Genomic DNA, 14,833 nt, shown 5'->3' with positions numbered 1-14,833 from the left:
ATTCAGTCCTTCGATGGTGATTCGGTTGCGATGAGTTCGTCGATCCGTGCGATCCGGCCCCGCCACACCTGTTCGAGCTCGGTCAGCAGGTCCGACACCGCGCGCACGGCGGTCACGTCGCCAGAGGCCAGCTGTTCTCGGCCGCTCCGCCGTTTGGTCAACAGACCGGCTCGTTCGAGCACGGCGACGTGCTTCTGCACTGCGGCGAAACTCATGTCGTACTTCGCCGCCAGCACCGAGACCGAATGCTCCCCCGCCAGCACCCGGCGCATGATGTCGCGCCGAGTGCGGTCGGACAGCGCGTGGAAGAGGGCGTCGGTCCGGTCCTCATCCGTGTCGGTCACCTCTCAAACATACAACCAATTAGTTGTATGTCAAGCGCTACTCGGTATCCGGTTCGTTCCGTCGGAGATTGATTTGTCCACGTCATGCGGCGCAGTCTGCAACCCTGAGACCATGGCACGCTGCCGACAGCCGACCGCTCACCCGAAGCTCAGGACGGGCCGATGAGTGCCACGGTTCTCGAGCCGGAGTCCGACGTCGACTCGGGACAAGCCATGCCGCTGGTGACTCTTGCCGGGGCCGGACTGACCGCCTGGGCGGCGTGGCAGAGCGCGCAACACGACTGGCGACCGCTCTGGCTGTATCCCCCACTGCTCCTCGTCCTGATGTCGGGCGTGATCGGGCTCACCGCGCTGAGCGTGGTGGGTATCCGCCAACGTCGGGGACTGAAGCATGTGACCACCACGCTGGATCGAAGCCATCTCGTCATCGGCGACGACGCGCGGCTGACGGTTGTCACGGGAGCAGGCCCCGCGACCGCGGTGCGCGTCGACGTACATCTCGAGGGGCGCGAATACACCCGAACCGTTGAGCCCAAGAACGTGCATTCGGGCTCCGGCGGCGGGTGGAAACAGAAGGAGCGCCTGATTTTTCGCTCGCGTGTCGCTCGGACCGTGACGCCCGGGCGTGGCCGCGTGGACAATCTCTACTTCGTGGTTCCGTCCGACATCCACCCATCGGTGACCGACAAACCGCACGGCATCGACTGGCTCCTACGCGTGCGGGTCAAGGCGGGGTCGGTGCCCGGTTGGGAGGGGCTCTACCCCGTGTCGGTCCGCGGCCGCAATGGGTCCGGCCACAACATCGACGCCTCGATCCGGTCTTTCGAGTTCCCTCGCCGCCCTCGCACGCCACTTCCCAAACAGTTGTGACATGGTGAGCGGCGGCCTCATCCTGGCCGCCGCTCACCATGCGATCACTCGGGTGAATGCACTGGGTCCGAAGAGTCAATCCCGCAGGGCCGACACATGCTCCGGCTCAGCGGCTCGTGCGGCCGGAACCGCGATGCGCTGGGCGCCGATCAGGAGCAGCCACACGGTCAATCCGAATTCACCGATCACCGAGGGTACGGCGACGACGGCCAGAAAGACGTCGGCGTACGCCGCGTAGTCGGCGATCAGGATGTGGGCGACGGTGTCGGCGACGTAGGCGGCGCCGGCCACTGCGAGCACAACCGCCAGCCACCGCGGGGCTCCGCTGGTTGCCCACAGCAGGCGGGCCAGCAGGACCAGGTGCACGCCGAATGCGGTCAGCCCGATGAGCCAGGTCATCTCGAACGAGCGCATGGCGAGCTGAACGTCTGTTGCTGTCCCCTCGCTCGGGGAATCCTCGGCGATCATCAGGGCGGCGAAGGCAAAGACCAGCCCCACCCCGAGGAATACGGTGTAGACGAGCCGTGCCCACGCGGTCAGCAGGGACAGGTCTCGCCGAACGGGGCGGAACAGCACGTACAACCACCACGCAATGGCGATGTCGATCAGGAACACGGCAAGGAATGCGATGATCCCCCATCGCAGCAAGTCACCGTCGGCGGTCACGCCGTCCAGCGTCGCCTGCGCGTCCTCCAGGTCGTACACGGATTCCAGCACGAAGAAGTTGGCGAACATGGCCAGCACGAAGATGGCCAGATAGCCCAGGCCGGCCCAACGGGCTGCCGAACGTGCGGGACTGCTCTGGTCGGCTGTGCTCGGTGCGGTCATGAGGTGACTCCGATCGTGGGGGCAGCATCTGCCTTACGTTGTATGGGTGGTCTGGTGACCACATTAGACTTACTATGTAAGGCGCGTCAAGGGCGAGAAGCAGAAGTGCCGGGTCGGAGGGGAATCCTCCGACCCGGCACCTGGCCCGGTCGTGCGGCGCGATGGCCGCGCGAGCTATCGAATTATGTTGGGGCCCTTCGCGACACTCGGCCGTTGCGTCACGACATGGCGGCGTGCGCCCCGCGATCCGACCAACTCGAGGTGCCCTCGATCGCGCCGATGATGCGCGGGCGCAGTTCGTCGGCGCGGATCACCGCGTCGACCGAGCCGACCTCGACGGCGCGGCGGATGCTGTGCACCTTGTCGAACTCGGCGGCGATCTCGCTGATCTTCTCCGCCCGGACCGACTGACGGACGTCGGCCAGCTCCGCGTTGAGAGCGGAACGATCGGTGCCCGTCGCCTCGACCGACCGCGCCTCGAGGTCGCGGACCCGAGGATCGGCGGCCACCCGTTTGGCGACCTCGCCGGCGAACACCACCGCGGCAGCCGGGGCGCCACCGAGCACCGACGCGAACGACCCATCGATCGCGAGCACCGTCATGTTCGGGTTCAGTGCCTTCGAGAACACCACGAACGCGCCGCCGTGGTAGCGCGAGATGACGCAGAACACGATCGGGCCACGGAAGTTGACGATCGCGCGGCCGATCTCGGCGCCGTACTCCAGCTGCAGTTTGCGCATCGACTCGGGTGAACCGTCGAAGCCGGACAGGTTGGCCAGCACCACCAGCGGGCGGTTACCGCTGGCCACGTTGATCGCACGCGCCGCCTTCTTCGACGACTGCGGGAACAGCGTGCCCGCGGTGTAGGTGTCCGGTCCGTCGGTGGGCTTGTAGCCGCGTCGCTGGACCTCGCGCGACTCGATACCCAACAGGCACACCGGGATACCGCCCAGGTGGACATCGCACACGACCGCGGTCTCCGCGTCGGCCATGCCCGCCCAGCGCTCGAGCACCGGATGATCCTGATCGGCAACCGCACGCATCACCGTGCGGATGTCGAAGGGCTTCTTGCGATCCGGGTTGCTCTCGGCCGAGAAGATCTGGCCGACAGTGGTGAAGTCGCTACCCGCCAACACATGCGGGAAGTCGGAGATGTCGCGGTCGCTGGGGTCAGTGGTCACCGCCCGTCGCGGCGACTGCTCACCGGGCGCCACATAGGTGTGGTCGTAGTGCGACATCAGGACGTCGCGGGCCGCACCGAGGTTCGGTGCCCAGTACTGGGCCTGGCCGTTGGGTCCCATCACGCGGTCGTAGCCGCCGATACCGAAGTTGTCCTCGGCCGAGACACCGCCGGAGAAGTCGAGCGACTGCTTGCCGGTCAGCACCATCGCCGAGTCCGGGGTCATCACCAGGACACCCTTGGTGTGCATGAGCATCGTCGCCTCGGCATTCCAGTAGGGCTGTGCGCCCACGTTGATGCCGGCGACGACGATGTTGATCTCGCCGCCCGCTTGGGTGTACTCGACGACCCGCTTGAGCGCCCGTGCCACCCAGTCCATGTTCTCGGTGCCGGAGTCCATGGAGATGCGGGCACCCGAGGACAACGCGTACCACTCGAGCGGTACCTGCATCTGCTCGGCGAGGTCGAGCGCGGCGATCACCCGTGCACACTCGGGCTCGGAGAGCGCGCCCAGCGATTTGGTCGGATCGCCGAGCAGCACCACCCGGGTGACGCCGTCGGGATGTTTCTCCGTCGCCGTGGTGATCACACCGGCCACCATCGCGGACGCGTTGCGGCCACGTGGCCGGTCCACCGGGACCAGTCGCTGCTCGGCGTCGAGGTCGTACTCGGCGAAGTCGCCGAGCAGTCCGGCCAGTTCGTACGGGTAGACGGTGTTGCGCTTGGCGGCCCGCAGCACCTTCTGCCGGTACTCGTCGACGGGCTCGATCGGCTCGTCGTTCGGCTCCCCGACCGACACGTCGAAACCACCGGTTGCATTGACGGAGAAGCGCACGGCGACCTTGGACAACTCGCCGGTCTCGCGATCGCGCCGCCGCGCGATCAGCAGCACCTCTTCGAGGCCGACGCCGGTCGCGGAACCGCGGAAGTAGTCGGCGATCGTGTTCAGGTCGTCGTCGACCGCGTCGATCGGCGGCCACACGTACATGATGATGCGGTTGGTGGACGACGACTGACGCGACCCACGCTGCGCACGCCGGATCGAGTCGACGCAGGAGGCCAGCGTGGTCTCCGCGGTCGGCAGGGTCAATAGGCGCCCGTCGTGCTCACGCATGGCGGTGAGGTCGCGCACCTGGGCGAAGGCGATGAGCCGTTCGTCGGACGGGTTCTCCTTGGCGACACACCGGAACAGGTAGACCTCTTCGTCGTCGGAGGACGGCAGCTGGGTGAGGTCGAATTTGCGCAAGCGCTCCATCTGCATGCGCTGCGCGATGTAGGGGTGCAGTCCGCGGATGAGCCGCTCCTCGGACATCCCGGTCGCCGACGGACGGAATGTGAAGTGGTTGTGCATCCGCGCGTCGCCACTGCCCGCGACGGTCACCGTGATCCGGTGCACCTGGGGCGGCATCGATGTCGCCGAGATGATCTCGTGCAGCGTACCCGCCATCGCATCGAAGTCGTCGGGCTGCTGCTCCCAGCTGAGGTAGATGTCGGCATCGACGGATGCGGCGTCGCGGGCGAGGTCGGCCAGACCACCCATCGTGGCGGGCAATTCATCAAAGCCCACCGCTGCCGACACCAGGTTCGCGCCCTGCCGCTCGGCGACCACGAAGCTCGCCCCGCCGGACGGCTGGATACGGATGTCGCGCAACCCCTTGTTGCCGTAGTAGCGACGCGTGAGAACTTCCAGCATCACCGAGTTGTCGAGGTTGCCCCGCACGATGCGCTGGCCGAGCAGTCGGACCAGCGGCTCGGTGCTGCGGACCATCTCGGCGATGCGCTCGGCGCGGTCGGCCGCGGCCGGGTTCTCGTCGAGGTAACGGAGCTGCTTGCGCACGTTGTTGTAGACGCGCGCCCGGTCGCGCCGCAGCAGCGGCTGGCCGTACCAGGAGTAGATGACGCCGCGGGCCAGATCGGCGACGGCCGGGAAACGGACCTGCGTCGCCGCGACCAGACGGTCCAGTGCGCTGCCGACGGCATCCTGCAGTTCGTCGCGCGGTGTCGGTTCCCGCAGCCATTCCCTGAGCAACGTGGTGATCACGGTGACCGAGTCGGCCGGCTTCTGCAGCGCGAGGAAGATCCGGAAGACCGCCGCCTCCAGCTCCGGGCTGTGATCGAGGTCGGGCACGCCGTAGTGGCCGAGCGCCCGGCCGAGTTGGGCGTGGAAGGTCTCGGGCAGACCGTCACGTTCGACGTCGAGGCTCTGCAGATAGGTGTGGAAGTTCTCGCGCGCGCTGTGCACGTGCTCGACCCCGAGCAGTTCGCCCGACGGACGATTCTGACTCAGCTCGGCGAGGTCGGCGAACACGGTGATGAGCTCCAGCTCGTCGGCCAGCGGGCGGCGGCCGCTCTCCAGCGCGTCGTGCCGGACGGCGAGATAGTCGTTGAGCAGACGCGACCGGTCGTGCGGATCCACGTCGAAGCCCAGCAGTTGGCTGCGCAGATCTTCCTGGGTACGTGTGGTGCGCTCGTGGGCCTGGACGTCGGTCCGCTGCTCGGGCAGTTCCAGGTCGACGGACTCGGTGGTCTCCTCGGCCGCCTCGGCGTCGTCATCGTCGGCGAGCGGCTCCAGCCGCAGCAGGGTCGCGCCGGTCTCGACCTGGGTTCCCACCGACACCATCGACTCCTTGAGCCGGGAGCGCACCGGGGCCCGCAGCACCGTCTCCATCTTCATGCTCTCCAGCACCAGGACTGGCGCGCCGGCCTCGACCTCGGCGCCCACCTCCAGTGGTGTCGCCACCACCAGCGCCGGAGCCGGTGAGCGCAGGACGCCGCCTTCGTCACGGCTCACCCGATGGGTGACGCCGTCGACGTCGACCAGGTGAATCGGGCCGTGGGTATCGGTGACCAGGCGGTAGCGGACGTGGTTGACGACCATCTGCGCGGTGTGGTCGTCGAAGCGCTCCAGATCGACGTCGGCGGTGTGGGTCTCGGCTCCGGCCTCGATCGCGACCCGGAAGCGGTGTGCGCCGATGCGGGCGACGCGTACCCGGTAGCCGACGCCCCGCAGCTTGAGGTCGAGCGGCCGTCCGCTGTCGTGCTGCACCTGTGGGCGTCCACCGGACGCCGTGGACAGCAGTCGCTGCCGCTCGACGAGTTCCTCTTCCTCGTAGGCGTCGATGGCCGCGGCCGCGAGCGCGATGGCCGAGTGCCGGTTGGCCACCAGGCCGCCCTCGGCGCGGACCCGGTCGATCCAGCCGGTGTCGGCGCTGCCGTCGATGACCTCGGGCCGGCTGAGCAGCTCGAGGACGAAACTCTTGTTGGTGGCGCCGCCGGCGATGATGACGCGGGTCTCGCGCATGGCGCGGCGCAACCGGCCGAGCGCCTCGTCGCGGTCGCGTCCGTAGGCGATGATCTTGGCGATCATCGAGTCGAAGTCCGCCGGGATGGTGTCGCCCTCGCTGACGCCGGTGTCGACACGGATACCGGGTCCGGCCGGCAGTTCCAGCATCGCGATGCGGCCCGGGGCCGGCGCGAAGTCGCGGTCGGGATCCTCGGCGTTGAGTCGCGCCTCGATCGCGTGGCCGCGTTCGACAGGCGGCTCGCCCTCGAGTCGGCCGCCGGAGGCGACGTGCAGCTGGGCACGGACCAGATCGAATCCGGTCGTGGTCTCGGTGATCGGGTGCTCGACCTGCAGCCGGGTGTTCACCTCGAGGAAGGCCAGCAGGTTCTCGCCCGGGTGATAGAGGAACTCCACAGTGGCCGCGCCCCGATAGCCCACGGCGACGGCCAGACGCTCGGCCGATGCCTTGAGATTGGCGACCTGGTCGGCGGGCAGCACGGGGCTCGCCGATTCCTCGATGATCTTCTGGTTGCGCCGCTGGACCGAGCAGTCGCGCACGCCCAACGCCCAGGCGGTGCCCTGCCCGTCGGCGATCACCTGCACCTCGACGTGGCGGGCACCGGTGACGAGGCGTTCCAGGAACACCACGCCGCTGCCGAAGGCTCGTTCGGCTTCGTCGCGGGTACGGGTGTAGGCGTCGCGCAGATCGCCGTCGTTGGTGACCTTGCGGATCCCTCGACCGCCACCACCGGCGGTCGCCTTCAGCATCAACGGATAGCCGATCTCGGCTGCTGCGGTCACCGCGTCCTCGAGGGTGTCCACACCGCCGCGGCTCCAGGCGGCCACCGGCACGCCGACCTCCTCGGCGATCAGCTTGGCGCCGATCTTGTCGCCGAGCTTGCGCATCGCCTCGGCGGACGGCCCGACGAAGGTGACCCCGATGCGTTCGCACAGTTCGGCGAACAGCGGATCCTCGGCGACGAAGCCCCAGCCGACCCACGCCGCCTCGGCGCCGGTCTCCAGCAGGGCACGCTCGAGCACCTTCAGATTGAGGTAGGGGCGTGACGCGGCCGGGCCCAGGTCATAGGTGACGTCGGCGGCCCGCACGAATGAGGCGTTGCGGTCGACGTCGGTGTGCAGGGCGATCACCTCGATCGGCTGCCCGGTCTCCGCGGACAGGCCGCGCACGGCGTGGATGAGCCGCATCGCGGCCTCACCCCGGTTCACGATGGCAATGCGAGTGAACATCGCCGACTCCCTTCTGTGTGGTCCTGTCGGTCGGTCCGCGCGGTGTCGCGCTCCCCGCCGAGCGGGTCGTGACGATTACCAGGTCGGGTGGCACCGGCCGACGATTCGGGTACGTCGGCGACGGACTCCGCTCGATTGTTGCGAATCGTTTCCCTACGCGCGAGTACGTTCGCCAACTCCGCGTGGCTCGGCTCCCCGACATTCCTGCCCGGCGGTGTGCCTTGGTCTCCCTCTCGCGCCGGTAGCGGGCCTGCAACGGCGCCGATCCGGGTTCGGGTGGTGGGGCGGCTTGCCCGATTCACGAGAAAGATGAGGGATTGCTCACATTTTTGGTCGGTGGCCTGAGCGATCGCCGGTCGGCACGTCCCACGCACCCGTCTATTCTGGCCACGACCCATCCTCGAGATCTGGAGTGAATGCATGACACAGCTGGGAGTGGTCGGCGGCGGCACCATGGGTGCCGGGATCGCCGAGGTCGCGATCCGCGCCGGCGATGACGTCCTCGTCCTCGAACGTGACGACGCCGCGGCCGACGCCGCCCGTCAGCGCATCGACAAGTCGCTCGCACGCGGTGTGGCGAAGGCCAAGATCACCGAAGACGACGCGCAGCAGGGACTGGATCGGCTGCGGGTCACCACTGCGATCGCGGACTTCGGAGATCGCGAACTCGTCATCGAAGCCCTGCCGGAGATCGAGTCGCTCAAGGTCGGGTTCTTCGCCGAACTCGACAAGGTGACCGCACCCGAGGCGATTCTGGCGACCAACACGTCGTCGATCCCGATCATCCGGGTCGCCAAGGATGTCGCCGATCCGTCCCGGGTCGTCGGTGTCCACTTCTTCAACCCGGTGCCGGTGATGCCGCTGGTGGAGATCATCAGCAGTCTCGCGAGTTCACCGGAGGCCATCGAGACGGTCACCGCCTACGCCCGCGACCACCTCGGCAAGAAGACCATCCAGGCCGGTGACCGCGGCGGCTTCGTCGTCAACGCCCTGCTCGTCCCCTACCTGGTGAGCGCAATCCGCATGTACGAGAGCGGCTACGCGTCCAAGGAGGACATCGACACCGGCATGATCAACGGTTGTGCCCACCCGATGGGGCCGTTGACCCTGACCGACACCATCGGCCTCGACGTGATCCTGGATGTGATCGAGTCGCTGTACCAGGAGTTCCGCGAGCCGCACCTCGCGCCGCCGCCGCTGTTGCGGCGCATGGTGGAGGCCGGCTACCTCGGCAAGAAGAGCGGCAAGGGCTTCTACGACTACTCGGGATAGACCGCCCTTCGTGACAGTGAGGATGCTCGCTCCTCATGGATCGGTCCGCTGATCCCTGAGGAGGCCGTCACGAAGGGTCGGCGCCGCAACGTTATCCCGCTCAGTGCGCGAGGCCTTCGTCCTTGCTGCCGAAGGCATCGCGGAGCTTGGGCTTGACCACCTTGCCGCCGGCGTTACGGGGCAGTTCGTCGATGATGACCAGATCCTTGGGCTGCTTGAAGCGGGCCAGGTTCTCGTCGAGGTGGGGCGAGAGTTCGTCGAGGGTCAGGTCCTCGACGCCCTCGGCGAGCACGACGACCGCGACCGGCACCTCGCCCCACTTGTCGTGGGCCCGCCCGATCACCGCGGCCTCGGTGATCTTGGGATGGGAGAACAGCACGTTCTCCACCTCGGCGCAGTAAACGTTCTCGCCACCGGAGATGATCATGTCCTTGGCACGGTCGACGACATAGAGGAAGCCCTCTTCGTCCTCACGGACCAGGTCACCGGAGTGAAACCACCCACCGCGGAAGGCATCCGCGGTGCCCTGCGGGTTCTGCCAGTAGCCCTTCATCATGTTCGGCCCGCGATAGACGATCTCGCCGACCTCGCCGCGCTTCACGTCGTTCATCATCGGATCGACGATGCGTGCGGTCACCGCCGGCACCACCTTGCCGACCGACCCGATCTTGCGCAGCGCGTCCTTGCCTTCGAGGATGCAGGTGATCGGCGACATCTCCGTCTGGCCGAAGGCGGTCATGTTCATCGCCTGCGGGAAGTTCTCGTTCATCGCGTTCAGGACGGTGTCGGATGCGGGAGCCGCACCCCAGCTGATGGTCCGCAGCTTCAGGTCACGCGGCCGGGCCTGCTGTGCGGCGCACACCGCCTGCCATTGGGCGGGCACCATGAACACCGATGTCGTGCCCTCGCGTTCGAGGGTGTCGAGCATGTCGTCGGGGTCGAAGGCGCCCAGCGGGTGGATCACCGATCGCACCCCGCGGTAGAACATCGGAGCGAAGGCCGCGACCCCGGCAATGTGGAAGATCGGCGGTACCACCGAGGCGACGTCGTTCTCGTCCCCCTCGCCGGAGGTGGCGATGACCGTCATCGCCTGGGCCTGCAGATTCTGGTGGGTCAGCATGGCGCCCTTGGGTTTACCCGTCGTGCCCGAGGTGTACATGATGAGCGCGACGGTGTCCTCGGGGACATCGATCTCCGGCAGATCGGAGGGATCCTCGGTCAGTAGTTCCGCATAGTCGAGGTGGCCGGAGTCAGCAGGCCGATCGACCACGATGGTGGCCTCGACTCCGCCGGTGGACGCGACGGCCGCATCCATCAGTGGCGCGAGGAGCGCTTCGGTCACCACCACCTTCGAACCGCTGTCGGTGAGCAGGAACGCGACCTCGGCCGGGCTCATCCGGATGTTCACCGGGACCGGGATGGCGCCGATGAGATTGGCCCCGAGGACGGCCTCGATGTATTCGGTGCGATTCAACATCGCCATCAGCACGCGATCCCCGAATCGGACGCCGCGCCGGTGCAGGGCAGCCGCAAAGGCGTGGGTCCGTTCCTCGAGTTGCCGCCACGTGGTCGCCCGGTCGAGGTACTTCACCGCGACCTGATCGGGCACCATGAACGAGTGTCGGCGGATCTGGTTGTTCCAATGGTTGCGCCGTGAACGCATCGGTTCGGTGGTGAGTTCGCTGGTCTGTCCGCTGGCGGTGGCAGTCATCCTCGTCTGTTCCCCTGTCGTGAAAGTGTGGGGCCATCGGGCGCCCCGGAATTGTGGCCTCGACCACACAGTAGGTCGCGCTGCCGGTGTTCCGAGGGCGAATCGGCGATTCGCCGGGCGCCCGATGCCCCATGGTCGTCAGCCTTGGATCGACTTCACTTCCAAGAACTCTTCAAGCCCGAATTGGCCTGCCTCGCGGCCGATTCCGGACTGCTTGTATCCGCCGAACGGCGCGTCGAGATTCATCCCGGCGTCGTTGACGGCGATCTGGCCGGCGCGGATCTTGCGCGCGACCTGCTGGGCGCGCTCCGTCGAGCCCGACCACACCCCACCGGCCAGTCCGTAGATCGTGTCGTTGGCGATCGCGACGGCCTCCTCCTCGGTGTCGTATGGCTCGATCGCCAATACCGGGCCGAAGATCTCCTCGCGGTGGATCGTCATCTCCGGTGTGACATCGGAGAACACCGTCGGCTGCACGTAGGCACCCCCGGCCTCCGCGGGTTCGGTCTGGCCGCCGGTCACCACCCGGGCGCCCTCGTCGATACCCTTACGGATGTAACCGAGTACGCGTTCCTGCTGGGTGCGCGAGGACAACGGGCCCAGGACGGTGGTCTCGTCCGTCGGGTCACCCACCGCGATCGATTCGGTGACCGCCTTGGCGATGCCCTCGACCTCGGCCAGCTTGGCGCGAGGCACCAGCAGGCGGGTCAACGCCGAACACGTCTGGCCGGAGTTGATCATCGCCGCCTGCACGGCGGCCGGCACCGCGGCGTTCAGGTCGGCATCGTCGAGCAGGATGTTGGGGCTCTTGCCGCCGAGTTCGAGGGACACCCGCTTCACGGTCCCCGATGCCAGTTCGCTGACCCGCCGTCCGGCGCGGGTGGATCCGGTGAAGCTCACCAGGTCGACGTCGGGATGAGATGCGATCGCCTCCCCCACCTCGGGTCCGGTGCCGAACACGACGTTGAAGACACCGGCCGGAAGCCCGGCCGCCTCGACGATCTCGGCGAGAATGATCGCGTTGAGCGGAGTGTTCTCACTCGGTTTCACGACGACGGTGTTGCCCGCGGCCATGCCGTAGGCGGCTTTCAGGGCGATCTGATGCAGCGGGTAGTTCCACGGAGTGATCGCGCCGATGACGCCGTAGGGTTCGCGGACGATCGTCGAACCCCGGTAGCTCTGTTCAAAGTCGAACTCGGTGACGATCGTGGCCGATTGGGCAAAGCTGTTGATCGGCAACGGAACCTGAGCGGCCCGAGCGAAGGAGAGGGGTGAGCCCATCTCGCTGGAGATCACTTTTGCCAGTTCGTCGGCCCGCTCGGTGAGTCCCTGTGCGATGGCACCGAGGTAACGGGCGCGTTCGGACACCGGCGTGGCCGCCCAGCCGTCGAATGCCGCACGTGCGGCGGCGACGGCACGGTCGACGTCGTCGGCGGAGCCGACCGCGACCTCGGCGATGATCTCGTCGGTCGCGGGGTTGGTCACCGGCAGCAGCGAACTTCCCGTCGCGGGAACCCATTGGCCGTTGATGTAGTGGTCCTTGTGTGTCCGCATGTGGTTCTCCTCAGTAGTCCTGATCGGTGTAGACGACGACTCCGCGCAGGTTCTTGCCGTCGGCCATGTCGCGATAGCCCTGATTGATGTCCTCGAGTCGATACGTCGTGGTCACGAGTTCGTCGAGCTTGAGGTGTCCGGTCCGATACAGGTGCAACAGCTTGGGGATCTGCGTGCGCGGACCGACGCCGCCGAAGATGGCCCCCTGCACCCGCTTCTGCAGCAAGGTCAGCTCGAACAGATTGAGATCGACCTGCCCGTCCTGGAAATCGCCCATGCCGGTGACCACCTGCCCGCCCTTGGCGGTCAGTCCCAGGGCCTGCTGGACGTGCTCACCGGAGATCACACCGACGGTGATGATCACGACGTCGGCCATGTGCCCCCAGGTGAGGTCCGGCAACTCGGCGATCGCCTCGTCCACCGTGGAGTAGGTGTGTGTCGCACCGAACTCCATGGCCTTCTTCTGCTTGAACTCGACCGGGTCGATGGCGATGACGTAGCGGGCACCGGCGAACGCCGCGCCCTGGACGGCATTGATGCCGACGCCGCCCACGCCCATCACCACGACGACGTCGCCGGGACGGGTGTCACCGATCTCGGTCGCCGACCCCCAGCCGGTCGAGACGCCGCAGCCGAGCAGTGCAGCCTTGTCCAGCGGGATGTCCTTCTCGATCTTGACGACCGATGCCTGATGAACCGTCACGTACGGCGCGAACGTGCCCAACAGGCACATCTGCAGGACGGGCTGCCCGTCCCGGCTGACCCGATAGCCCTTGTCCGCAATGGCCTGACCCGAGAGGAGACCGGCACCTTCGTCGCACAGGTTCTGCCGCCCGGTCGCGCAGGACGGGCACGTCCCGCAAGCGGGGATGAACGCCAGCACGACGTGATCGCCCTCGTCGAGACCGGTGACACCGGGGCCGACCTTGGTGATGACACCCGCTCCCTCGTGGCCGCCGAGGACCGGCATGAACGGTACCGGGCTCGACCCGTTCTGCAGGTGAGCATCCGAGTGGCAGAGGCCGGATGCCGCGAGCTTGACCTGCACCTCCCCCGCGACCGGGTCACCCAGGTCGACGTCGGCAATCGTCCAGTCGCCGCCGACATCCTCGAGGATCGCTGCCTTGGTCTTCATTGCCTGCTCCTTCGACTCGAGTGGCTGAGGTTTGCGCACGTCTGTGGCGTCCCCGCGAAACCGTGAACTATGTGACACCTGTCACTCCGGTTGTGGATGAGCGTATGGTCGGACTCCCGGGTGGCAACAGGCCATCCGCGGCCAGAACCACGGCAATTGCGGCCATCCCCGATCTGGACGCTTGACCCAAAACGCGCAGGTCACGAGGTTGAGGTCATTGCCTCGATCGGGGTGACGCGTGATACTGCTCACAGGGCAGGGCCGCGCGAGGAAAGGATGACAGCGTGACGATGATCGTCGAACTTGGCGGGGAGCTTGACGACTCCGATCGCTCGGACTCCGTGTTCGCTCGGATGCCGGACCCGTGGGATCACCCCCGTACCACCGCCGGCGTGGCCATCATCTGCGACTGGGCTCAGCAGCAGGGGTGTGCGACCGATCGGCTCCTCGTCGGCAGCGGACTGACGCCGGCGACGTTGGGCGACGCGACCGTCCTGATCGAGGCACAGCAGGAGATCGTGGTCATCCGAAACCTACTGGCCGCGCTCGGGGACCGACCCGCGATCGGCGCCCGGATCGGGCGGGAGTATCACCTCACGTCCTACGGCTACTACGGCTACCTGTTGCAGGCCTGCGAGATCGTCGCCGACATGGTGCGTTGCGGTCTGCGCTACTCACCGCTGACGTTCGCCTTCGCCACGATGACCGGCGAACTCCTCTCCGATGCCCGGTGGTCGCTCGCCGCGCACACCGAGGGCGTCCCCGACGACATCGCTGCATTCGTGATCGAACGCGACCTGAGCGCCAGCGTGCAGATGCAGCGCGAACTCTTCGCCGGCACCGGCGTCACACCGCTCCGCGAGGTGCGGTTCACCCACCGCGTCGACGACGCGGCGGCCCGGGCTGCGTACGCGGACGCGTTCGAGGCGCCGGTGATATTCGGCTGTGCGCGTGACGAATTGATCTTTGATCGGTCCTACCTGGACCTGCCGCTGCCGATGGCAAATCCCCACACGGCTGCGGTGATCGTCGAACAGTGCGAACGGCTTCGCGCAGAGAGGTTGCACGCCAACGGGATCGCGGGCCGCGTGCGCGCCTACCTACTGGAACGGCCGTCGCTGGACTGCACGCTCGAGGAGTGTGCGGCCGACCTGCACTATTCCGCCCGCACCCTGCGTCGGGGCCTGATGCGCGAGGGTACGTCCTACCGCGCGATCCACGACGATGTGCGCCGCAGCCTGGCCCACGACCTCATGCGTGACACGAGCCTGCCGCGGACCCAGATCGCCGAACGGTTGGGTTATCGCGACTGGTCGAGCTTTTCCCGCGCGATGCGGCGGTGGGCCGGCACGTCACATCCGGAATGAGCCCCGACCGCTGATGCCCGGCGGTGTTCCGCCGGGCATCA

At 67.2% G+C, this 14,833-nt stretch carries 9 protein-coding genes; 3 read left to right on the top strand and 6 right to left on the bottom strand.

Annotation, left to right across the window (positions count from 1 at the left end; translation table 11 throughout):
- Positions 1-2 precede the first annotated feature (2 nt).
- A complete protein-coding gene (locus NWF22_RS22780; RefSeq protein ID WP_160902257.1) occupies positions 3-344 on the bottom strand; it encodes an ArsR/SmtB family transcription factor in 342 nt (113 codons plus the stop codon).
- 162 nt (positions 345-506) lie between these two features.
- Here NWF22_RS22780 and NWF22_RS22775 point away from each other — a divergent pair, with 162 nt between their 5' ends.
- Positions 507-1,214, top strand: a complete 708-nt coding sequence (locus NWF22_RS22775; RefSeq protein ID WP_160902258.1) for a hypothetical protein — start codon at positions 507-509, stop codon at positions 1,212-1,214.
- A gap of 75 nt (positions 1,215-1,289) precedes the next feature.
- On the opposite strand, the gene NWF22_RS22770 is transcribed toward NWF22_RS22775, so the two are convergent.
- Together NWF22_RS22770 and NWF22_RS22765 are read right to left on the bottom strand one after the other, a co-directional pair.
- Positions 1,290-2,042 (bottom strand): DUF4386 domain-containing protein, encoded by a 753-nt coding sequence (locus NWF22_RS22770; protein ID WP_160902259.1) that lies wholly within the window; start codon positions 2,040-2,042, stop codon positions 1,290-1,292.
- 218 nt (positions 2,043-2,260) lie between these two features.
- On the bottom strand, positions 2,261-7,753 hold the full coding sequence (locus NWF22_RS22765; RefSeq protein ID WP_160902260.1) for an ATP-binding protein: 5,493 nt from the start codon (positions 7,751-7,753) through the stop codon (positions 2,261-2,263).
- Between the two features lie 420 nt (positions 7,754-8,173).
- Here NWF22_RS22765 and NWF22_RS22760 point away from each other — a divergent pair, with 420 nt between their 5' ends.
- On the top strand, positions 8,174-9,025 hold the full coding sequence (locus tag NWF22_RS22760; RefSeq protein ID WP_160902261.1) for a 3-hydroxybutyryl-CoA dehydrogenase: 852 nt from the start codon (positions 8,174-8,176) through the stop codon (positions 9,023-9,025).
- Between the two features lie 100 nt (positions 9,026-9,125).
- Here the strand turns inward: NWF22_RS22760 and fadD5 are convergent, their stop codons facing one another.
- The 3 genes from fadD5 to NWF22_RS22745 form a co-directional block, all read right to left on the bottom strand.
- Complete coding sequence (gene fadD5, locus NWF22_RS22755; protein WP_160902262.1) at positions 9,126-10,736, bottom strand: fatty-acid--CoA ligase FadD5; 1,611 nt, start codon at positions 10,734-10,736, stop codon at positions 9,126-9,128.
- A 138-nt stretch (positions 10,737-10,874) separates the two neighbouring features.
- Positions 10,875-12,290, bottom strand: a complete 1,416-nt coding sequence (locus NWF22_RS22750; RefSeq protein WP_160902263.1) for an aldehyde dehydrogenase family protein — start codon at positions 12,288-12,290, stop codon at positions 10,875-10,877.
- A gap of 10 nt (positions 12,291-12,300) precedes the next feature.
- Entirely contained in the window at positions 12,301-13,425 is a 1,125-nt protein-coding gene (locus NWF22_RS22745) for an NDMA-dependent alcohol dehydrogenase (protein WP_160902264.1), read from the bottom strand.
- Between the two features lie 290 nt (positions 13,426-13,715).
- On the opposite strand from NWF22_RS22745, the gene NWF22_RS22740 reads away from it, so the two are divergent.
- Positions 13,716-14,792, top strand: coding sequence for an AraC family transcriptional regulator (locus tag NWF22_RS22740; RefSeq protein ID WP_202398631.1), 1,077 nt, complete (start codon positions 13,716-13,718; stop codon positions 14,790-14,792).
- Positions 14,793-14,833: the final 41 nt, after the last annotated feature.

The organism is Gordonia mangrovi (assembly GCF_024734075.1).
Lineage (GTDB): Bacteria > Actinomycetota > Actinomycetes > Mycobacteriales > Mycobacteriaceae > Gordonia > Gordonia mangrovi.
The sequence above is the reverse complement of the archived record's forward strand: the minus strand, read 5'-3'. Positions and strand labels throughout refer to the sequence as shown.